The following is a 22,110-nucleotide window of genomic DNA, read 5'->3' as shown; positions in this document are numbered from 1 at the left end:
GATTCAATAGTTATATTTTATAAAAGTTATAAAAATATCCGTTCTCCCGAAGCCCCGAGTTCCGGGCCGGAATTCGCGAATCGCCCCCGCTGCGGACACCCCGGAAGAACAGAGCACAAGTTAAATATTATTACCGGCATGTTCCACAGAGACATCCGTAAAATCATAACGGATTATGTCCTCTTTTTAACGAATCCGGACAGAATCCGCCCGAAAACGGTGTCCGGGGCCTAAAAGCGCTTGACATACCGGTGGCAATAGGGCGACGCGCCTTTGCGGTCGTAATAATTCTGATGGTAATCTTCGGCCTTCCAGAACGTGGTCGCGGGAGAGAGTTTCGTCACCACGTCGTACCCTTTCGCTCGGAGCCGCCCGATCAGTTCGAGAGCCGTCCGTTTCTGCTCGGGAGTCGTGTAAAAAATCTCCGAACGATACTGATCCCCGACGTCGGGTCCCTGGCGGTCGACCTGCGTCGGATCGTGTATTTCGAAAAACAGACGGGCCAGCGTCTCGTAAGACACGACGGCCGGATCGAACCGGATACGAACGGCCTCGGCATGGCCGGTCGTATGCGAACAGACCTCGCGGTAAGTCGGATGCCCGGTCTTTCCACCGGTATAGCCCGACTCGATCGAAAGGACGCCGGGCGTCTTGCCCATCAGGTGCTCCACGCCCCAAAAACAACCGCCGGCGAAAACGGCAGTTTCGGTTTTCCGTTCCGCTCCTTCGGTCTCTTCCGGCACGAACCGCAACGAAACCGAGTTGACGCAGTGTCGCGTATCCTTCGGGGTGAGTCCCTCGCCCTCGAAAACATGACCGAGATGGCCGCCGCATTTCGCGCAGACGATCTCCGTCCGACGCCCGTCCGCATCGGGAACCCGCTTGACGGCCCCCGCGATCTCGTCATCGAAGCTCGGCCAGCCGCATCCGGAGTCGAACTTGTCCGAAGAGCGGTACAACGGCGCGCCACACTGTTTGCAACAGTAAGTTCCTTTTCCTTTAAAACGGTAGTATTCGCCGGAGAACGGCGCTTCGGTTCCCTTGCCGACGATCACGCGCTTCTCCTCGGGAGTCAGTTCTTTTTTCATAGTCTGCCCATTCGATTGGGTACACGACAGCATCAGTACCGCCTGTACGATTAAAATCCACTTCATCATTCCCGCAAAAATATTGCCTCTTTTTTTACAGGAACGTATCCGGACGCAACCGTGTTGCGCTGCCGCCCGGCAAAAACGGACCGGATTCCGCTCCGGTCGGACTTTCCGGCCGGCACGTCCTTCCCCAGACGGGACTACCCGTCCGCCGGGGGAATCCCCGGCGCAGCCGCGTTTGCGGGCACAAGCCCTGACCGCGGGAAGCGTATCCGGAAGACGACGAAGCGGAACGGACGAAACGGGAAACCGCGTCGCGGAGCCGGGCCTCGATCCACAGCAGCTCCCGGTGCGAAAGAAACCCGACGACGATCGAGCCGAGCGTCGGAAACCTCCGCCCATGCGTCCGCGACAAGGCGCTACGGCAAAACTATAAAAAAGAAAGGGAGAGAACGCCCGGACATTCCTTTCCTGTCGGCCTCGCGAGCCTTCATACGGAAAGTGTCCTTACGTCCAAGCCCCTCTACGGTCGTATGCGACCGTCTCCGGCGACGATCTCCGCGATAAGTTACTTAAATTTTCTTCCCGATATAAAACGCATAACCGTAAAATTCCTTGTATTTGCGGTACGATTCCATTTCGCGGCGTTGACCGGCAATAAATTCTTCAGCGGTTCTACTGCCCGCATGTTTTTGCAGAAACGCGTCCTGTATCCGGACGCACGGAAAAAAGAAATGCTCCGTCCAGCAGTTTTCCGGCAGAACAAAGGTCGCGACGGGAACATAACCGGCGTCCTGCATCCGGGCGACTTTGTTCGGAATCGTATCTATTTCGGGATAATGCGCCATCCAGAAGTCGTGGATTTCGGCGGGGCGTTCGGCGGTAAACCACGAACATTCGGAAACGGCGATATATCCGCCCGTTTTCAGATAGTCGCGCCACTCTTTCAATCCCCGCTCGAAACCGATGTTGTAGATAGCGCCTTCCGACCAGATAAGATCCAGAGATTCCTTCCCGAAGGGCAGGTCGTCCATCGAGCCGACGATCCCTTTCACCCGGTCGGAGAGGCCGAGCGCACGGGCGTTCCGGTTGAATATCCGGATAAAATCGGGAAAGAGATCGAGCCCCGTGACCTGCCCCGGCGCTCTTTGCGCCAGCGTCATTGTCTGTCCGCCCGTCCCGCAACCGAGATCGGCAATGCGGGATTGCGGGGTCAGGCCGTCGATAAAGCCCAGCGCCCGGACAGTCACTTCGGGACTGCCCGGTCCCTGACGTTCTACGTTCGAAAAATATTCGCAGATTAAATTGAAATCAAATTCGTGAATCGTTTTATACTCGTTACTCATTACTTCGGTATGTTAGCGCACGCGTGAAGGCATAACCATACCGTTCACCACCGCACGCAGATTAAAAATTAAAATTACAGCAATACGAAAATTGTTCCCGGAAAGAACGATCCGAGAGCGAACGAAAGGACAATCCGTATCAAAAACACAGATTGTTTACCGCACCAAATCCGATTTAAACGTCGTCGTCATGCCGCGAAGATATACAATATTTGTCATACGGCGAATCGGGAACCATATCGAAGTATATCAAAACGACAGGCACCCTTTCATTTCGGTAGACCGGCACGCTCCCTTTCGTTCCCGTACAACACTGACATTCAAAGCACAAACTAAGACACCGGAAAACGGCACTCCAATTGTCCGATAGGAACCGCGAACCAAATCGCAAACAAAAAAACAAACCAATGAATCACGAGCAAGGGAAAATAAAAATCCTGAAATTCGGAGGCTCCTCGGTAGGCTCCGTCGAAAGAATCAAACACGTCGCACGACTTATCAGCGACGAACAGCCCAAAGTGGTCGTACTTTCGGCCATGTCGGGAACGACCGACGCGCTGGCCGGGATCGCGGCGAAACTGTCCGGCGGTGATATGGACGGCGCGCTGGACGACGCCGCCCGCCTGGAAAACAAGTATTCGGCGGTCGCCGACGCGCTTTACCGCCGCGCAGGAAGCGCGGGAAAGGCGAAAAAACATATCCAGAACAGCTTTTCGCTGGTGAGAGAAATCTGCCGGAAACCCTTTTCCGCCGCCGGAGAAAAAATCATTCTGGCCCAGGGGGAACTGATCGTAACCCGGCTGATGTACCTTTATCTCGCGGAGACGGGAGTACATGCCGCCCTGCTGCCGGCAGTCGATTTCATACGGACGGACAAATGCGGGGAGCCGGACATGCGATTTATCCGGAAACATGCGCGCAAAGCCATAAACGGTTATCCCCTCAACCGGATTTTCATTACCCAGGGCTACATTTGCCGCAACGCTTCGGGCGAAATAGACAACCTGCAACGGGGCGGAAGCGATTACACCGCTTCGCTGCTCGGCGCCGCGCTGGACGCCTGCGAGATCCAGATATGGACCGACATCGACGGACTGCACAGCAACGATCCGAGGATCGTATCCGCAACCTCTCCGGTACGCAGACTCACTTTCGACGAAGCTTCCAAATTGGCCCATTTCGGCGCGAAAATCCTGCACCCGACCTGCATCCTGCCCGCCCGGCAAAAGAACATCCCGGTACGACTGTTGAATACGCTGGATCCACAGGCACCCGGCACGCTGATCTCCGAGGCGGCCGACACGGGACGAATCAAAGCGGTGGCCGCCAAGGACGATATAACCTACCTAAAAATACGCTCCACCTACAAGGTACCGGGCTACCGCTTCCTCGACAAGGTATTCCATTGTTTCGCTCGTTCGCACACCCCGATCGACCTGATGGTCACTTCCGACACGGAGATATCCCTGTCGATCGACAACCGGAAGCACCTGCCGGAAATCGCCGCCGCCCTGAGCCGTTATGCCGACGTTACGGTGGAAGACGACATGGTCGTGGTATGCGTCGTGGGCGACCTGAAATGGTACAACGTGGGATTCGAACACCGCATAGTCGATTCGCTGAAAGACATCCCCGTGCGCATGATCTCTTACGGCGACAACTGCGATATCTCGTTCGTACTGCGCCGGAATGACAAAAAGAAAGCCCTCGAAGCGCTCAACTGCTGCATCTCGCTGTAAACGGAATACTTTTCCCCGGAAAACGGATCTGTTGCAAAACAAAGTCTCCGCGATACATTCCTGTATCGCGGAGACTTTCCAATTATCCGGGAAGAAACGGGAAATCCCCTCCCTATTTGAATTGAACATACTGTAAGCCGACGCAGTCCCTACGGCTAACGTACTGGAGACAGAGACTGCATAAAAACACCAAACACGTTAATTTTCATATATTTACACTTGAAACACGGCTATTTTAATTGCAGAAAATACACACAGGAAAACCCTATCGGCACAAAGGCTGTCAGAGAAATACAAATATACCTATTTATCAATAGACTATTTGATTTGAAGAGAGAAAATAAGTAAAACCAATAGATATAATCACAATTGTTTCGAGAAAGTACAATTACGTTTTAATAGACAAAAACTATCAAATAGATGATATAATAAACCTCTCTTGTGCGCATTTTTCATGTACATAGCGGGACAAATAAAAAAGTAGCTGCGAAGCAAATCGCAACTACTTTATTTACAGTGCTCGGAACGGGAATCGAACCCGTACGGACATTGCTGTCCACAGGATTTTAAGTCCTGCGTGTCTACCTATTCCACCATCCGAGCATCATCGCCCTATTTCTACGCATGGAGCGCAAATATAGGGATATTCGGGGATTATACAAACTTTCGCAGGTACTTTTCGATCGATTCGGCGCATCCCTCCCCGCCGTCGAACCATTCGATCCGGTCGTCACGGCCGAACCAGGTCTGCTGGCGCTTGGCATACCGGCGGCTGTTGCGCTTAATCAGCTCGATCGCCTTGTCCCGGGTGATCTTCCCGTCGAAATACCCGAAGAACTCGCGGTAGCCGACCGTTTGCAGCGCATTGCAGTCCCGCAACGGGTAAAGCGCCCTCGCCTCCCGTTCCAGACCTTCGGCCACCATCCCGTCGACCCGATCGTCGATCCGCCGGTAAAGCGTCTCGCGCGGCATCCGGATCCCGATCTTCAGGATATCGAACGGACGCTGTTTACCCTCTCCCCGGCGCAGGGAGCTGTAAGGCCGCCCCGTTTGCAGGCACACTTCCAGCGCACGGATCACCCGGTGCGGATTCTCACGGTCGACCTGCCGGTAATACGCAGGATCGTATTTTTCGAGTTCCTCCAGCAACGGAGCCAGCCCATCCCCACGGAAACGTTCGGTCAACCGCCGCCTCAACTCTTCGTCGACAGCCGGCAACGGGTCCATTCCGTCGCAAACCGCATCGATGTAGAGCCCCGATCCGCCCACCAGAAACAACAGATCGTGCTTTGCGAACAACTCCCCGAGCAGGCGGAGCGCATCCTCCTCGTAGCGTCCGGCTGAGTAATCCTCGCTCACGCTGCGCGTATCGATGAAATGGTGCGGCACGGCAGCGAGCTCTTCGGCCGTAGGCTTGGCCGTGCCTATACTCATCTCCCGGTAGATCTGACGCGAATCGGAAGAGACGATCTCGCTGCCGAACGCCTGCGCCAAACGGATCCCGACCCCGGTTTTGCCCGTTGCGGTCGCTCCCAGAACGACCACCAACGTCTTACGTCCTGCCACGTTACTCGTCATCGCCATAGCCGTCGGTGCCTGCGAAATCGCTGAAATCGCCCATCGCGTCGTCGAAAACGGAACCGCTTCCGCTTCCCGCCCCTGCACGATACTGGTCGGGAGCATCGCCTTCGGCAAGCGTTACGGCCGGATAGCGCTTGTCCGGTTCCGCCTTCATGGCCTCGGTCAGTTCCAAGAAAAACGCCCGGTCGCCGAGCACGTCGAACTGGTAAATCAACCGGTCGCGTTTTTTACGAACCACCTGCGACAGCAACGTGCGGTCCATCGCCTGCGGCAACAGTTCCCCGTCCGACTCCGTCGCGCCCATATCCATCGCCGTAAACTCCTGCAACTTGTTCCAACGGTCGTCCGCCGTGAAGAACGACGTCAGTTCTTCCGGACGGTATTGCAGATCCTTATTGATAAAATCCCGGAAAGCGGCGAGCGTCATATCGTACGGCACCTCGTATTCGCGAAGGAAATAATCGTCTTCGTCGCACAGCATCCTGAATTGAAAAATCATCGACATGGTCTGTTCGTTTTAATATCCAATAAATATAATCAAACTTATTTAAATCCGCCGCAAAAAAGCGATCACATCCGTCCCGTCGGGATAATCCGTAAGCGAAGGATGCTGCGCCCGGCCGAAACCGACCCGGCGCGGGTGGCCCACGACTTCGGAAACGACGCACTGCAGCCGGTCGTCGTGCCGCCGTATCCAGGACTCCATTCCGTCCAGATCATCGTAATACGCATACCCGATCTCGCTGAGGTTCGGACTCTGCTCGTCGCTCTCGCGGAGCAGGAAAAAACCGCCGTCCAGCAGCGGCTCTCCGTCGAGCATCCGCAGCGCCCGCGCCTGGCGGTAATTGTTCAGGTAGCCCGGATGCGACATCGGATAGCGCGACAACGCATCGCGCAGCAACGTCGGATCGTAACCGCGAGGAACAAAAATCCGGCCGACATTGCGGCACCCCAAACCGAAATATTGGAAAACGTCGTTCGAAAGTCCTTCCAACTGCGCTTCCGTTTCGGTTCCGTCCAGTACGGCAATACTGTACCGGCTACCGCGCAACAGCGACGGCATTTCCCGGTAACGCTTCCCGAAATAACTCCGGGTCGAATCGCTTCCGGTCGCGATCAGGGCGTCCAGCGGCGTATCCTCTTCCAGCGGAACGACCGGCATTGCGGGCTCGATCCGAAGCAACTGCTCCACGACATAACCCGTCAGCACGCGATCCTTCGAGGAAGGTTTTACGAAACAGCGGTGCCCGCAAATGCAAACGCACAGCAGGTCGAAAAAGCCGACCAGCGGAATGTTGCCGGCCAAAACGATCCCGACGCGCCGAACGGCGGAAGCGTCCGGACGGGGATAACGGGCGAGCCAGTCCCGCAGCACGGTCTCGTCGAGCAGATCGGTGCAAATGGCTTCGATCGCCTGCGCGACGCTCTGCCGCGTAAACCAGCCGTTTTCGGCAATCGCACGGGCGACGACCGCATCCAGTTCCCCGCCGGCAAGTTGCCGAGCCAACCTCCTGCCCAGTTCGACAAAAGGGCTTATCCGATAATTTGTTTCCATATCCGTAGGCGCAAAACTATAAAAAAGTTAAATTTGCAACGCATTCAGGCCGGTAAAACTTTCCGCATCCGCTGCTCTCCGGCCGTTAAAAAAACGAAAAACATGAAATTCCTGGCACTGATACCGGCACGGTACGCATCGACCCGATTCCCAGGCAAACCGCTGGCCGACCTCGCGGGCAAACCGATGATCCGGCACGTCTACGAAAAAGCGCACGCCTTTTTCCCCGACTGTTACGTGGCGAGCGACGACGAACGGATCGTCCGCACCGTCGAAGGATTCGGCGGACAGGCCGTTATGACCTCCGCCGAACACCGCAGCGGAACCGACCGCTGCCGCGAAGCCCTCGACCGCATCGAGGCTTCGACCGGCAAACGATTCGACGCGGTCGTCAATATCCAGGGCGACGAACCGTTCGTCGCCGAAGAACAACTGCGGCTGATTACCGGATGTTTCGACGATCCTGCCACCGAAATCGCGACGCTGGTTAAAGCGTTCGACGCGCACGAAGACATCTTCAACCCCAACTCGCCGAAAGTGGTGCTTTCGACCGACGGCTATGCGCTCTACTTCAGCCGTTCGGCGATCCCCTACCTGCGCGGCACGGAGCGCGATCGGTGGCAACGATCCCACAAATTCCTGAAGCACATCGGCCTGTATGCCTACAAGAGCAGCGTGCTGCGGCGGATCGCCGAACTACCGCAGGGCACGCTCGAAAAACTGGAATCGCTCGAACAACTCCGCTGGCTCGAAAACGGCTTCCGCATCAAAGCGGCGGAAACGCATTCGGAAAGCCTGGCGATCGACACGCCCGACGACCTGAAAGCAGCCGTCGAATTCCTGCGGCGAAGCGAAAAATAGACCTCCGTTTTGTTATTCTCAAAAAATCCGCTACATTTGTATCATCATTAAACGATGGTCTTCGTTGTCCGTTCGGACAAACGTAAATCACTGAAATAAATAAAAACAGCATATTCTATGTATGACGCAGAAGCATTGAGCGGAAAGAGTCTTGCCGAATTGCGTGAAATAGGGAAAAAGTTGGGTATCAAAGCCCAGATGCGCAAACAGGCCCTCATCGATAAAATCCTCGAACAGTCGGAACGGCCGGAAAGCGGCGAAAGCCCCCTCCAGGAAACGAGTCCCGCGGAAACTCCGCAAAGCGACCATCCGGTGCCGCAAAAACGGGAAAGACGCAAAAAGATCAATGCCGTCAAAGTAACCGGAGTCGGCTCCGATACAAAGCCGGAAACCGAACTCCCGATTCCATCCGAACCGTTCTTCGCGGAAAATGCCGCAGGAAAAGAGAAAAAACAGGAAGACGCGGCACGCGCCGAAACGGCAGACCCGCAGCCTGCGGCGGCCGAAACGGAACAATCCCGGAACGCGAAAAAAACGGCCCATCCGGAAGCCCCCCGCGAAAACCAGAAAGCGCGGAATTACACGGCCAGTCCGGAAAAAAACAAAATGGAACGCGACCGGAAAAGAAACCGGATCGTTTATACGAAACCGGAAACGCCGACGGCGGATCAGAACGACGCTGTAAAACAACCCGTCCATGACAACGAATCCCCCGTACGCCAGGAGATCGTTCCGACCGAGACCGTTCCGGAAACCCTGCCGGGAACGGATCATGCGGAACGCCACGCGGAACCGCAGCACGAATCCCCGAAAACGGGTTCCAAGAAGGATGCGAAAGACGAGTTCCTGGGCAGCGTACAGGGAGAAGGCGTACTGGAGATCATGCCCGACGGATACGGCTTCCTGCGTTCGCCGGACTACAACTATCTGAACTCCCCGGACGACATCTACGTCTCGCCGTCGCAGATCAAGCTATTCGGATTGAAAGCCGGCGACACGGTACAAGGCGTCATCCGGCCGCCGAAAGAGGGCGAAAAATATTTCCCGCTGGTCAAGGTGAACCGGATCAACGGACTCGGTCCCGACGAAACCCGCGACCGCGTACAATTCGAATACATGACCCCGCTGTTCCCGTCCGAAAAGTTCAACCTGACCGGAAACGGGCACAATAACCTGTCCTCCCGGGTGATCGATCTGTTCTCTCCGATCGGGAAAGGCCAGCGGGGACTGATCGTGGCACAGCCGAAAACCGGTAAAACGATGCTGTTGCAATCGATCGCCAACGCAATCGCCGACAACCATCCGGAAGTCTACCTGATCGTCCTGCTGATCGACGAACGTCCCGAAGAAGTGACCGAAATGGCCCGCAATGTCAAAGCCGAAGTCGTCGCCTCGACCTTCGACGAACAGGCCTCGCGCCACGTAAAAGTCGCCGAAATGGTGCTTGAGAAAGCCAAACGGATGGTCGAATGCGGACACGACGTCGTGATCCTGCTCGACTCGATTACGCGGCTCGCGCGAGCTTACAACACCGTACAGCCGGCATCCGGCAAAGTCCTGTCGGGCGGGGTGGACGCCAACGCGCTGCACAAACCCAAACGGTTTTTCGGCGCGGCCCGCAACACCGAGGAGCGCGGTTCGCTGACCATCATCGCAACGGCACTGATCGATACCGGATCGAAAATGGACGAGGTGATCTTCGAGGAGTTCAAGGGCACCGGCAACATGGAACTGCAACTCGACCGCAAACTCTCCAACAAGCGGGTTTACCCGGCCGTCGACATCATCGCTTCCGGCACGCGCCGCGAAGACCTGCTGCTCAGCAAAGAGGTTCTGCAGAAAATCTGGGTGTTGCGCCGCTACCTGGCCGACATGAACTCGAGCGAAGCGATGGAGATCATCAAAAAACACATGGAATCCACGCGTTCGAACGAAGAACTGCTCGTTACGATGAATCAATAAGCGGATTCCCTGACAAATACGACGCCCGGCCTTTCACTGTAATGAAAGGCCGGGCGTCTTTTATCATCGCACCTCCGTTCGCACGGGCGCTCCGGGCATTTTTCAAAAACTACCGGAACTGTCCGGCATACAGCAAAGCGTTTCCCAGATTTTCGTACGCAGCATGGAAGCGTTCAGCTTGTTGTTCACCCGGGTCGGGTGCACGGCATTGGTCAGGAAAACCATGTAAACGCCCGTCCGGCTGTCCATCCAGAAAATCGTCCCGGTGAACCCGGTATGGCCGAAACGGGTCTCGCCGCCCAATTCGCCCGTTTTCGGGTCCCGCTTATCGAACCCGAGGCCGCGCCAAACGCCCTGTTCCGTATAGGGCGACTCCGTAAAAAGCTCGACGGTCTTGCGGGTCAGCACCTGCCGTCCGGCATAAGTTCCGCCCCCGAGGATCATCTCGCAGAAACGAGCCATGTCGCGCGCCGTCGTAAACAGTCCGGCGTTGCCGCCCACGCCGCCCATCAGAGCTCCCAGTTCATCGTGCACATACCCCTGCACCGTTCCGCGTCCGAGGATATAGTCGGTCTCGGTAGGCAGGCAGTTCCTCTTATCGCGGTATTGCAACGGATTGTAATAAGTGTCCGTGCAGTCCAATTCGGCGAACAGTTCCCGCGTCAGTTCGTCGAGGGGCCGACCGGAAACGCGTTCGACGATCATCTTCAACAGCAAAAAATTCGTATCGCTGTACAGGTAACTGCCGCGACGGGCCGGCTTATAATCCCGCACGATCTGTCCGAGGATCAGCGTATCGACCGCCGGATTGACATACAGGTCGTCGGCCGCCTGCCGCCAGCCGGGCCGCGAAGCCGAACAAAGGTAAGCCGTATCGTAAGCGATCTCCCCGGCCACGTAATAGTTTTTGCCGACCTGATGCGGATAGGCGGCCGTCCGTTTGCCGCTGAACATGCTTCCGCCGGCGGCATTGCGCACCAACGGCGTATAAAAAACCTGCGCGCGCAGTCCCGAAGTGTGCGTCAGCAACTCCCGCAGCGAAATCCCTCCGACCGGCGTAGCCGCCAGTTCGGGCAGGTAACGCCCGACGGCTTCCATAACTTTCAATTTACCCTGATCGTACAACCGCATCACGGCGAAAGTCGTCGAAAGCACCTTGGTACATGAAGCTACGTCGAAAAGATCTCCGTCCGCTACGGGTCGTTTTCCGGAATAGTCGTGACAGCCGTAATGGCGGGCATAGCAGATCCCGTCCCGGTCGCCCACGACGAGCGAAGCCCCGGGAAAGGCCCGGCATTTCAGCCCGTCGTCGATCATCGAATCCAGTTTCACACGCACGCACTCCGGAATATCCCGGGCAGACGACGACAGAGCCGACGCCCATACGATAAAACATAAAACAATCTTTCGAACCATCGAATCTTTTTTAAATTACAACCGGGGAACTACCCGCAAATCCTGCCATCCGAGAATCGTTTCGCCATTGCCTCCCCGGATCGAGATGCGGACGGCCCGAACCGGCGCCGAAGGGCGCAGCACGACGCTTCCGTCCGGCTTCAACGGAATTTCTTCCCCGAACGTCTTGCCGTCGGCCGAACAAGCGGCCGTACCGTCGGTCACGATGTAACGGGTAACGTCCGGAAGTCCCGTCCGGACATCGATCGCCTCACAATCGACCGGCTCGTCGAACGCGAACAGGATATAATCGCCCGCCTTGCAGGGGGAAACCGTACGTACGTAAGATGAAAATTGGTAATCGGCGCTGTTGCGGATCGGAAATTTCCCGGAACAGGTCAGCGAACTGGTTACGGAAACCGCCGGCTCGATATAGGGCGAAGGCCTGAGGTTCAGCGTCAATTCTTCCCGTTTCGAACTGTTGTTTTTCAGCGTGACCAGCAGGTCGGCCGTGCGGTTCGCCGAATCGGCGTACAATCTCAGATCGCGCAGCGGATTGATTTTTTGCCCGTTTCGAATAATCGTATAAGCCGTATCCGGGCCGCTCACTTCGAGCCGCACGATCATCGCATTGTCCCGCCGCTGCGTGAACGACAACAGCCAGAGCCCGTCGCGGGTCACGTAATCTTTCAACGGCACCCTGAAAACCCGTTGTTCGGCTGGAGCCAGCTCCGCCCGGAAAAGCTCGGCGACAGGGAAAACGGCCGTACTGTACCCGCCGCAGCCGAACGCCCGAAACCGGTAGCGCTCCGGACGATCCGTGCGCAGCGGCTCGGTATAGAGCGCGGACGACTCGTCCGGCTCGCTCAGGTCGGTCGTATAACGAATCTCGACGCCGGCGATTTCCGGCGTAACGGTAACGACGCCCGAGCGGTACTCCGTCTGCGGCGGAAACATGCGGAACCGGATGCCCATCGCACCCAACCGTTCGAGGTGCCCGGAGGTCAACCGCCGGTAAAAATCGTTCCAGTCGCGCTGTCCGGGCTGCGTCCACCCCACTTCGGCCAACGCGCAAAGCCTCGGATAGCCTTGATACTCGGCGAAACGTTCCGGCTCGTTCAGCAATTCGGCCCACTGCGCCGCCTCAACGCCCCGCACCCGTTCCAACCGTTCGGCCGAAAGAAAATCCGCCGGCTCGAAATCGTACACCCGCCGCACGTCGACCCGACCGGCCCAGGTATGGCCGCGGTCCCACGGATGCTGCTTCATGTCAATGTAGCAATAGGAAGCGGGCATCATCACGACAGGCTGTCCGGCCGCGGCGGCCTGCCGACATACGTCGACGTTCTCCCAACCGTAAATCAGCGTCGCCGGACGCAAATTGCGGGCCTGAACGGCCTCGTTCCAGGCCGCGCATGTCTTGCCGACGCTATGGACGAGGTCTTCGAGGCGGTGTACGAAATATCCCCGCAGCTCGGCGGGCGTTTTCATCTTTTTCTCCGTCATCAGCGCCCGGCAGCGGGGACAATTCCGCCAATAGCGGACGCTGACCTCGTCGCCGCCGATATGGATGTATTTCGACGGAAAAAGTCCGGCGAGCTCCTGCAGAATGTCGCGCAGCATTTCGAAATTCTCTTCGCGACCGGCGCAAAGCGTTTCCCGCATCTCCTCCGGCTTGTAGGTAACCGAACCGGACGTCCGGCAGAACGTTTCCGGATAAACCGACGTAAGCGTCTGGCTGTGTCCGGGCAGGTCGATCTCCGGGATGATCTCCACGTTGCGGAACGCGGCGTAATCCACGATCTCGCGGACATCCTGCTGCGTATAGAATCCGCCGTAACGCTCGTTCCCCGAGCCGTAGGAAGGCGGTAGCACTTCGCCGGGCCCCCGCCAAGCTCCCCGGGACGTAAGTTCCGGATACTTTTTAATTTCGACCCGCCAGCCGTTGTCGTCGGTCAAATGCCAATGCAGCGTATTGAGCTTATGACGCGCTATCCAGTCGATATACCGCATCACGGCCGCCTTGTCCGAAAAGTTACGAGACACGTCGAGCATAACGCCCCGGTAAGCGAAACGGGGCGCATCCTCGATATGAAAACAGGGGATCGCGAACGTTTCGGCATGTTGCGCGGCGTCCGGCCGGTAAACCGATACCGGCATCAGTTGAAACAGGGTTTGCAGCGCATAGAACGCTCCGCCCCGGTCGTTCGCCCGGATCGTGATCCTGCTCGGGGAGATATCCAACAGGTAGCCCTCCTCGGACAATCCGCCCTCGTGCTTTTCGATGGATATCTGCTGGATGCTGCGGCGATGTCCGCCGGCGGCAAGGCGGTAGCCGCACACCCGCTCGATGTGGTCGTTCAGGTAATCGAACAAATCCGGAAAAGCGGGACTGTAAATTTCAGTCTGCTTGGCGACCAGGAACTCCCCCTCCCGCTTGTCCGCCCGTTCGGGTCGCGGAATCAGGTTCTGGCCGTGACAAAACAGACCCAGCAAAACGAATAACAGGCTCAGGCTACTCTTCATACAGCAAATACGGTTTACGGCTCTGTTTGAAACGTTCCACATCCTCCCTCCAGCGGGCCTCGATCTGCCCGGCGTCGGCTCCTTCGACGATCATACGGCGAACGTAATCGACCCCGATAAGCTTTTCGAACATCGGCGTAAAGAACTTTTCGCCCAGGTTCAGTTGCCGGTAACAATCGATCACGTAGGCCAGGTTGACCCCTTCGCGCCACACCTGTTCGTCGGACGGGACGCTCCGCAGATCGACGCCGTAGCACAGCCGGTCTTTCAGCGGCGGATTTTTCGCTCCGGCGTTGCTGTGCGGCGTAAAGCGGAACGAAGTCCTTTTCAGATCCGGATGCCCGTAAGCCTGAAACGGGAAATCGGTGCCCCGTCCGAGACTGACCGGCGTTCCTTCGAAAAAGCACAGCGAACTGTACAGGTAAACGGCGCGCATGTTCGGCAGATTCGGAGACGGTTTTTCGGGCAGTACATACCGCGTTCGGTGCGTATAATTCAGGCACGGAATCACTGTCAGGGAGCAGACGGCAGCGTCGTCGAGCCACCCTTCGCCGTTGATCATCCCGGCCAGCTCGCCGAGAGTCATCCCGTGCACGACCGGAATCGGATGCATACCGACGAACGACCGGTATTTCGGATCGAGCACCGGGCCGTCGACGTAAAAGCCGTTCGGATTCGGACGATCCAGCACGATCATCCGCACGTCGTTGTCGGCACAGGCCTGCATCATGTAATGCATCGACGACAGGTACGTATAATAGCGCAGGCCGACGTCCTGGATGTCGAACAGCACGACGTCGAGCTGTTTCATATACTCGGCGGGCGGGCATTTATTGGCCCCGTAAACCGAAACGATCGGGATCCCCGTCCGGGCGTCCCGGCCGTCGGAAACGTGTTCGCCTGCGTCGGCATCGCCGCGAAACCCGTGTTCCGGCGCGAAAACCATTTTCAGATCCACTCCCAGCGCATACAGCGAATCCACGATATGCGTCCGACCGATACGGCCGGTATGGTTAGTCAGTATCCCCACCCGCTTGCCTTCGATCAGCGGCAGGTACCGGTCGGTACGCTCGGCCCCGACGACCACGCGGTCGCTCCCCGCAACCCGGCAGGCCAGCAACGCAAAAACAACGATCAGTAGTCTCAATTTATTCAACAATAACGGATTTAGCAAAATTCGGGGCCGATCCACCACACCCTGATATCATTCGCATCGGCATGGCGAGCAAACCGGCTCAGACTCTTTATCGAAATCGGACAAGCCCCCCTTCTCGCCGATAGTACCGATAAATTCCGCACCTCCTCTTTCATTTTATCGGATATCCCCGATTTACAAAGTTAACGATTTTCCCTCGGATTAATGTATATTTGCTCTATCAAACACCGAAAAGACTATGGATAAAAGACTCGAAGCGGTCGGCCGCCTGCTCGACATCATGGACGAATTGCGGGAAAAATGCCCGTGGGACCGGAAGCAGACGTTCGATTCGTTGCGGATGAACACGATCGAAGAGACCTACGAACTGGCTGACGCGATCCTCGACCACGACCTGAACGAAATCCGCAAAGAGCTGGGCGATCTGCTGCTGCACGTGGTATTCTACTCGAAGATGGGCTCCGAGCAGCAAGCGTTCGACCTGGGCGACGTGGCGAACGGCATTTGCGACAAGTTGGTATTCCGGCATCCGCACGTGTTCGGCGACACGCAAGCCGACAATGCCGAACAAGTAAAACAAAACTGGGAGGACATCAAACTGAAAGAAAAAGCGCAGGCGCACGAGAAAAAGCGCGTGCTTTCGGGCGTGCCGCGTTCGCTGCCGGCGATGGTCAAAGCCTACCGGATCGGCGAAAAGGCAGCTTCGGCCGGATTCGACTGGGAAAAGCGCGAAGACGTCTGGGCGAAAGTCCGCGAAGAGATCGGCGAAGTACAGCACGAGATCGACGCCCGCGACCGGCGGCGCACCGAAGCCGAATTCGGCGACCTGTTCTTCGCGCTGATCAATGCGGCGCGGCTCTACGGCGTCGATCCGGAAGCGGCGCTCGAACAGAGCAACCGCAAATTCATCGAACGGTTCGCCCACATCGAAGACCGCGCCGAACAACAAGGGCTGACCCTGCGCGAAATGACGCTCGAACAGATGGACGCCCTGTGGGACGAAGCGAAAATCCGGGAAAATCGTTAACTTTATCGGCGAATAACTTAAAAAACGGAATTATGGCACTTATCAAACCGCTGCGGGGCTTTACGCCCGTAATCGGAGAAAATACGTTTCTGGCGGAAAACGCCACGATCATCGGCGACGTCACGATCGGCCGGGACTGTAGCATCTGGTTCAGCACCGTGCTGCGCGGCGACGTCAATAAAATCACGATCGGCGACCGGGTCAACATCCAGGACGGAGTAGTCGTCCACACGTTGTACCAGCGTTCGGTGACGGTCATCGGCAACGACATCTCGATCGGCCACAACGCCAACATTCACGGCGCCAGGATCGAGGACAAATGCCTGATCGGCATGGGAGCGACCGTGCTCGATCATGCCGTCGTAGGCACGGGATCGATCGTCGCGGCCAATTCGCTGGTACTGTCGAAAACCGTTATCGAACCGGGCAGCGTCTACGCCGGCGTACCGGCGCGGCGCGTGAAGGACGTGACGCCGGAACAGGTGCGCGACATCATCGAACGCACGGCCCGCGACTACATGATGTACGCTTCGTGGTACAAATAGCCGGAAAGCCATGAAACAGACCGGAAAGCATCGAGTAATCGTCATCAACCTGCTGGTAGCGCTGGCGCTGACGCTGATCGTCAATTTTTCGTTCCTGCTGAACGGAAACGACGTGCGCGGTCACCGTCCGCCTCCGATGATGACGATGGCTCCCGGATTCATCGCTTTCCAGTTGTTCTACTTCTATGCCATGGCGATCGCGATCGTCATGTTGAACACCGTACGCAGCCTGTCGCTGACGCGCAAAATCCTGTTAACCATTGCGATCACGGTGCTTTTCTACCTGTTCATCCCGACGCTGAGCCGCGGCGGCAATTGGAACATCCCGCTGATGACCGGCCGGCTGTATAATCCGCTGCACATCATGAAATGCTCGTTCGTGCTGATCGTTTCGGTGCTGTACGGACTGATATTCGAACTGATTTACCAGAAACAGCACATCACGATCGAAAACGAGCAGCTCAAAAACGAAAACCTGCAAACGCGCTACAACATGCTGGCCAACCAGATCAGCCCGCACTTCCTGTTCAACTCGCTGAACTCGCTGTCGATGCTGGTGCGTGAAAAAAGCAACGACAAAGCGCTGCTGTACATCGACCGGCTGGCCGACACGTTCCGCTACATGCTGCAATCGGGCCAGGGAGAACTGACCACGCTGTCCGAAGAGCTGCGCTTCACCGAAGCCTACCTCTACCTGCTGACGATCCGCTACGAAAACAAACTGTTCTGCGACATCCGGATCGAAGACCGTTACCGGGATTGGAAACTGCCGGTACTGTCGCTACAGCCGCTGATCGAAAACGCCGTCAAGCATAACAGCATCTCGCGGACGAAACCGCTGCGGATCGCCATCCGCACGGACGACGGCACGCTCGTAGTGTCGAACCCGTTGATCCCTAAAATCGACGAAACGACCGGAACAGGGATCGGACTTAAAAACCTGTCGTCCCGCTACCTGCTGCTCACGTCGCAACAGGTGCGTATCATCCGTACCGACGACGCGTTCGAAGTGATCCTTCCGCTCATCGAATCCCCGAACCCAATCAAATCCCTGTCATGACCCGTAAACTGATCGTATCCCTGCTTCTGCTGTTCGGCTCTGCCGCAGCCGCACTACCCGTATCGACGGCCGCACCGCTGCCCGATGAAAACGGAACGGCGCCCGCCGTCGAATCGCCCTGGTTCCCGGGACGCCAATACGCGTTCGTATGGCGCAACTGGACGCTCGTCCCGGCCCGGAAACTGGCCGAAGTGCTCGAAACCCCGGTCGAAAATGTCCGCGCGCTGGCCGAATCGATGGGCCTTCCTCCGCAACGGGCGATCGAACCCGAATGGAACTCCCCGCAGGGATATATCACCGTATTGCGGCGGAACTGGCACCTGCTGCCATACGACCAACTGCTCACGCTGCTCGGCATCACGCGCGAGGAACTGGCATGGCGGCTGATCGAAGACGACTACCTGTTCGTAAAACTGGGTTACAGGAAACCCTATTGCCCGCCGCTGCATTACGAAAAGCCTTCCGAACAGGCCGAACGACAAGCCGCCCGGATCGCCGCGCAAGTCCGGGATATCCGGCCGGCAACCGCCGTTGCCGAGACGCCCCGGTTCGCATTCATCGACGAATTTTCCCGAAGTCATAAACCCGCCCGCAAACGACAGGAACCGGCAACGGCCGATACCGGCGGACAGGGTTTCGCGCTGCGGATCATCTACCCTTACTGCGCGACGTTCGGCGATCCGCTGACCGATCCCGAACTGTCGTCCTATCCGGAAGGACTGTTGCAGCGGCTCTCCGAGGCCGGCGTGAACGGAATCTGGATGCACTCCGTACTGCGGACGCTGGTTCCGCCGGACGGCATTTTCCCGGGGGCGGACGATGCCGGACTGCGCATCGAAGGGCTGAAACGGCTGGTCGAACGCGCCGCCAAATACGGGATCGGCATCTACCTGTATGTAAACGAACCCCGTGCGATGAACCTCTCGTTTTTCGAATCCGATCCCCAGAGGAAAGCGTTGATGGGATCGGCCGAAGGAGACCAGCGCGCCCTATGCACGTCGGTGCCCGAAGTGCTCGACTGGACGAGCCGGTCGCTGGAATCGGTATTCCGGCAGGTTCCGGGACTCTCCGGCGTATTTACGATCACCGCATCGGAAAACCTGACCAACTGTGCGTCGCGCGGCGGACAGGGCCAATGCGAACGCTGCCGGAACCGCTCGTACGCCGACCTGATCGTAGAGGTCAACACGGCGATCGAGAAAGGCGTAAGGAGCGGCAGTCCCGACGCCAAAGTGCTGGTATGGGACTGGGGATGGAACGATTCTTACGCCGAAGAGATCATCGGCCGTTTGCCCAAAAGCTGCTGGCTGATGTCGGTCAGCGAATGGGCGCTGCCGATCGAACGCGGAGGGATCCGGTCGGCCGTGGGCGAATACGCGCTGTCAGCCGTAGGCCCGGGACCGCGGGCGCTCGCACACTGGCGATACGCCAAGCAGGCAGGTCTGAAAACCGTCGCCAAAATACAGGTGAACGCCTCGTGGGAAATGGCCGTCGTACCGGCTGTTCCCGTATTGGAACTCGTGGCGCAGCACGCCGAGAACCTGACGTCGGAGGCTACGGACGGCGTGATGCTGAGCTGGAGTCTGGGCGGTTATCCGTCGACCAACCTGGAACTGTTCCAGTCCTTCCGTCCGGGACAGCAGCAAGAAACCTGCTTGCGTCAACTGGCCGAAAAACATTACGGCAAACAGGCCGCACCGCTGGTATGCCGGGCATGGCACCTCTTTTCCGAAGCGTTCAAGGAATTTCCCTATAACGGGGGAACGCTTTATAGCGGGCCGCAGCACATGGGCCCCGCCAATCCGCTGTATACGGAACCGACCGGCTGGCCGGCCAGCATGGTAGGTATCCCCTACGACGCGCTGGACAACTGGCGGTCGGTCTACCCGACCGAAACGTTCGTCGCCCAGATGCAAAAAGTGGCGGACGGGTTCGCGGCAGGCTGCGAACTGCTGCAAAAAGCCGTAGCGGTTTCGAAAGGAAAATACCGCAAGCAACTGACCGACGACCTGGGACGCGCCCGTACCGTCGGCATCCACTGCGCTTCGTCGGCGAACCAAGCCCGGTTCACCGAAGCCCGCAACCGCCTGTTGACATCGACCGACCGCGACGAACGGCGCCGGTACATCGACACGATGCGCCGGGCGGCGGAAGCCGAAGCCGAACTGACCGCCGATCTGCTGCCGATCGTCCGGAACGACCCTACGATCGGCTACGAATCGTCGAACCACTATTTTTACGTCCCGCAAGACCTGCTCGAAAAGCAACTGAACATCCGTTACGTCCTGGATTGGCTCGACCGTCAGGCGGAACCCCGGAATTCTGAAACCTCCCAACAATGAAAGCGTTAATCATCGAAGACGAAACGGCGGCGGCAACCAACCTGAAAAGCTTGCTGCGGGAAATCGACCCGTCGGTCGAGATCGTCGACGTGATCGACACGGTCGTTGACTCGATCGGCTGGATACGCGCCAACCCGCTGCCGGACATCGTCTTCATGGATATCCACCTGGCCGATGGACAGGCTTTCAAGATTTTCGAACAAGTCGATATTCCCTGCCCGATCGTCTTTACGACGGCTTACGACCGTTACGCGCTCGACGCATTCAAGGTCAACAGCATCGACTATATCCTCAAGCCGATCAAAAAACAGGAACTCGAACGGGCTTTCGAAAAATTCAAACGGCTGTCGGGCCGCGAAAAAGCCGAATACGTCGAACAGACCCAGCGTTATCTCTCGGCGCGGGCGCAGAGTTTTCTGATTCCGTTTCGCGACAAACTGGTTCCGCTGACCCCGGACGAGATCGCCTATTGCTACACCGCCGACGAGAAGGTCTCGGTCGTCACGTTCGACGGCCGGAGCCTGCCGATGGACAAACCGCTGGACACGCTGATCGCCTTGCTGCCGGAACGCGACTTTTACCGGGCGAACCGGCAATTCATCGTCTCGCGCCGCGCCGTCCGCGACCTGTCGGTATGGTTCGGCAGCCGGCTGTCGGTCAACCTGACCGTCAAAACCCCGGAACGCATCGTCGTCAGCAAGGCGCGGGTTCCGGATTTCAAAAAATGGTTTACCGGTAACTGACGGCGCGCTAAACCGAAAATACTGCCTGCCGGTTTTTTGTCGCTGTTTTAAAACAAAAAACCTACTTTTATAATACCTAAGTTGTATAACTAATCCTACAAACTATGAGAAAAATTACGCTTTTACTGTTGGTTATCGCAACCGCTTCGCTGACCGGAGCCGTCGCGAAAGGGAAAAAATGCGAAGCGCAAAAGGCCAAATACGTCGTGCTGATCGGCAGCGACGGATTCAGTTCGGACGTCGTGCGCGCGCATCCCGGAGCATTCCCGAACATCGAAGCCCTGATGAAAAACGGCAGCTATACGCTCGAACGGCGCAGCGTGCTTCCGTCGTCGAGCGCCGTCAACTGGGCCTCGATGCTGATGGGAGCCGGGCCGGAACTGCACGGCTATACGACATGGGGCAGTCAGGTTCCCGACCTGCCGTCGCGCGTGATCGGTAAATACGGACTCTTCCCCGGTATCTGCGGAGCGATCCGCGACGCGCGGCCCGACGCCGTGATGGCGTGCGGTTACAACTGGCCGACCATCGGCTGCCTGTATGAACAAAAAGCCGTGAACATCAACAGCAACGTACCGAGCGATCCGGCGCTGGCCGACAGTATGTGCCTCTATATCGGACGCGAGAAACCGCTCTTTACGTTCATCGCCTTCGGAGAACCGGATGAAACCGGACACCGGTGCGGCTGGGAGAGCGACGAGTATTTCGAAATGTGCAAACAGATCGACGGCTATGTCGGCAAGATTATGGAAACCCTCGAAAAAAACGATATGAAGGACGATGCGATCGTATTCTTCACGGCCGATCACGGCGGTACCGGCAAAGGACACGGCGGCATCTCGATGAAAGAGATGGAAACCCCGTTCGTCGTTTGCGGCAAGGGGATCAAACAGGGGCACGAAATCCCGGAAAGCGTCATGGTGTTCGACTGCGCCCCGACGATCGGCCATATCTTTTCGATCGACCAGCCGCAGGTGTGGATCGGGCGACCGGTCATGTCGGTATTCGAATAACGGAAAACACAGGAAACGTCCCGGTTCGTAAAAGCGGAGAGCAAATCGCTCCCCGCTTTTCGATTGGGATGCGATGCGGGCGTTTCACCCTCTATATTTTCCGTTTTACCGGACAGAAGCATGTTTTCTATGGTGAAACGCTTTTCTTTGCAACCGGAAATGACACGA

Annotated in this window: 18 protein-coding genes and 1 tRNA gene; 9 read left to right on the top strand and 10 right to left on the bottom strand. The window is 57.2% G+C overall.

The window, feature by feature from the left end; genetic code table 11:
• Positions 1–230: 230 nt before the first annotated feature.
• The 3 genes from GFH31_RS12500 to GFH31_RS12490 form a co-directional block, all read right to left on the bottom strand.
• Positions 231–1,154, bottom strand: coding sequence for a bifunctional methionine sulfoxide reductase B/A protein (locus GFH31_RS12500; protein ID WP_081032569.1), 924 nt, complete (start codon positions 1,152–1,154; stop codon positions 231–233).
• Between the two features lie 28 nt (positions 1,155–1,182).
• Positions 1,183–1,506 carry a hypothetical protein gene (locus GFH31_RS12495; protein WP_101570844.1) on the bottom strand — a complete coding sequence of 108 codons (324 nt, stop codon included), beginning with the start codon at positions 1,504–1,506 and terminating at the stop codon, positions 1,183–1,185.
• Between the two features lie 157 nt (positions 1,507–1,663).
• Entirely contained in the window at positions 1,664–2,437 is a 774-nt protein-coding gene (locus tag GFH31_RS12490; protein WP_101570846.1) for a class I SAM-dependent methyltransferase, read from the bottom strand.
• Between the two features lie 407 nt (positions 2,438–2,844).
• Between GFH31_RS12490 and GFH31_RS12485 the strand changes: the two genes are divergently transcribed.
• On the top strand, positions 2,845–4,176 hold the full coding sequence (locus GFH31_RS12485) for an aspartate kinase (RefSeq protein WP_153498008.1): 1,332 nt from the start codon (positions 2,845–2,847) through the stop codon (positions 4,174–4,176).
• A gap of 517 nt (positions 4,177–4,693) precedes the next feature.
• On the opposite strand, the gene GFH31_RS12475 is transcribed toward GFH31_RS12485, so the two are convergent.
• The 4 genes from GFH31_RS12475 to GFH31_RS12460 form a co-directional block, all read right to left on the bottom strand.
• A tRNA-Leu gene (locus tag GFH31_RS12475) sits at positions 4,694–4,779 on the bottom strand.
• 51 nt (positions 4,780–4,830) lie between these two features.
• The gene (gene miaA / locus GFH31_RS12470; protein ID WP_153498098.1) at positions 4,831–5,760 is read right to left on the bottom strand and encodes a tRNA (adenosine(37)-N6)-dimethylallyltransferase MiaA; all 930 of its coding nucleotides are present in this window, start codon (positions 5,758–5,760) and stop codon (positions 4,831–4,833) included.
• Positions 5,744–6,262 (bottom strand): IS1096 element passenger TnpR family protein, encoded by a 519-nt coding sequence (locus GFH31_RS12465; RefSeq protein ID WP_101570850.1) that lies wholly within the window; start codon positions 6,260–6,262, stop codon positions 5,744–5,746. The genes miaA and GFH31_RS12465 overlap by 17 nt, the downstream gene beginning before the upstream one ends.
• 42 nt (positions 6,263–6,304) lie before the next feature.
• The gene (locus GFH31_RS12460) at positions 6,305–7,312 is read right to left on the bottom strand and encodes an acyl-CoA reductase (protein ID WP_153498007.1); all 1,008 of its coding nucleotides are present in this window, start codon (positions 7,310–7,312) and stop codon (positions 6,305–6,307) included.
• Positions 7,313–7,414: 102 nt separating this feature from the next.
• Between GFH31_RS12460 and kdsB the strand changes: the two genes are divergently transcribed.
• Together kdsB and rho are read left to right on the top strand one after the other, a co-directional pair.
• Positions 7,415–8,173: a 3-deoxy-manno-octulosonate cytidylyltransferase gene (kdsB, locus tag GFH31_RS12455; protein WP_055204518.1), complete on the top strand. Its 759-nt coding sequence runs from the start codon at positions 7,415–7,417 to the stop codon at positions 8,171–8,173.
• A 117-nt stretch (positions 8,174–8,290) separates the two neighbouring features.
• Complete coding sequence (gene rho, locus GFH31_RS12450; RefSeq protein WP_101570853.1) at positions 8,291–10,135, top strand: transcription termination factor Rho; 1,845 nt, start codon at positions 8,291–8,293, stop codon at positions 10,133–10,135.
• A 102-nt stretch (positions 10,136–10,237) separates the two neighbouring features.
• Here rho and GFH31_RS12445 read toward each other — a convergent pair whose 3' ends face one another.
• Genes GFH31_RS12445 through GFH31_RS12435 form a run of 3 tightly spaced genes read right to left on the bottom strand, consistent with a single transcriptional unit; the run spans position 10,238 to position 15,212 of the window.
• Positions 10,238–11,551: a serine hydrolase domain-containing protein gene (locus tag GFH31_RS12445; RefSeq protein WP_101570855.1), complete on the bottom strand. Its 1,314-nt coding sequence runs from the start codon at positions 11,549–11,551 to the stop codon at positions 10,238–10,240.
• Between the two features lie 15 nt (positions 11,552–11,566).
• Positions 11,567–14,056, bottom strand: a complete 2,490-nt coding sequence (locus tag GFH31_RS12440) for a beta-N-acetylhexosaminidase (RefSeq protein ID WP_101570857.1) — start codon at positions 14,054–14,056, stop codon at positions 11,567–11,569.
• Positions 14,046–15,212: an exo-beta-N-acetylmuramidase NamZ domain-containing protein gene (locus GFH31_RS12435; protein WP_101571603.1), complete on the bottom strand. Its 1,167-nt coding sequence runs from the start codon at positions 15,210–15,212 to the stop codon at positions 14,046–14,048. Before GFH31_RS12435 ends, GFH31_RS12440 begins: the two co-directional genes overlap by 11 nt.
• Positions 15,213–15,450: 238 nt before the next feature.
• Here GFH31_RS12435 and mazG point away from each other — a divergent pair, with 238 nt between their 5' ends.
• The 6 genes from mazG (at position 15,451) to GFH31_RS12405 (ending at position 21,942) form a co-directional block, all read left to right on the top strand.
• Positions 15,451–16,239 (top strand): nucleoside triphosphate pyrophosphohydrolase, encoded by a 789-nt coding sequence (mazG, locus tag GFH31_RS12430; RefSeq protein WP_101570859.1) that lies wholly within the window; start codon positions 15,451–15,453, stop codon positions 16,237–16,239.
• A 32-nt stretch (positions 16,240–16,271) separates the two neighbouring features.
• On the top strand, positions 16,272–16,784 hold the full coding sequence (locus GFH31_RS12425; RefSeq protein WP_101570861.1) for a gamma carbonic anhydrase family protein: 513 nt from the start codon (positions 16,272–16,274) through the stop codon (positions 16,782–16,784).
• A gap of 10 nt (positions 16,785–16,794) precedes the next feature.
• Positions 16,795–17,844: a sensor histidine kinase gene (locus GFH31_RS12420; protein ID WP_101570863.1), complete on the top strand. Its 1,050-nt coding sequence runs from the start codon at positions 16,795–16,797 to the stop codon at positions 17,842–17,844.
• On the top strand, positions 17,841–20,186 hold the full coding sequence (locus GFH31_RS12415; protein ID WP_153498006.1) for a hypothetical protein: 2,346 nt from the start codon (positions 17,841–17,843) through the stop codon (positions 20,184–20,186). Before GFH31_RS12420 ends, GFH31_RS12415 begins: the two co-directional genes overlap by 4 nt.
• On the top strand, positions 20,183–20,929 hold the full coding sequence (locus GFH31_RS12410) for a LytR/AlgR family response regulator transcription factor (RefSeq protein WP_118458348.1): 747 nt from the start codon (positions 20,183–20,185) through the stop codon (positions 20,927–20,929). The genes GFH31_RS12415 and GFH31_RS12410 overlap by 4 nt, the downstream gene beginning before the upstream one ends.
• A gap of 104 nt (positions 20,930–21,033) precedes the next feature.
• The gene (locus tag GFH31_RS12405) at positions 21,034–21,942 is read left to right on the top strand and encodes an alkaline phosphatase (protein WP_101570868.1); all 909 of its coding nucleotides are present in this window, start codon (positions 21,034–21,036) and stop codon (positions 21,940–21,942) included.
• The last annotated feature ends 168 nt before the right edge of the window (positions 21,943–22,110 follow it).

Origin of the sequence: Alistipes sp. dk3624 (assembly GCF_009557455.1) — a bacterium.
In the GTDB taxonomy this organism is placed as follows: domain Bacteria; phylum Bacteroidota; class Bacteroidia; order Bacteroidales; family Rikenellaceae; genus Alistipes_A; species Alistipes_A hominis.
Note: the sequence above shows the minus strand (reverse complement) of the source record. Positions and strands in the feature narration are given on the sequence as shown.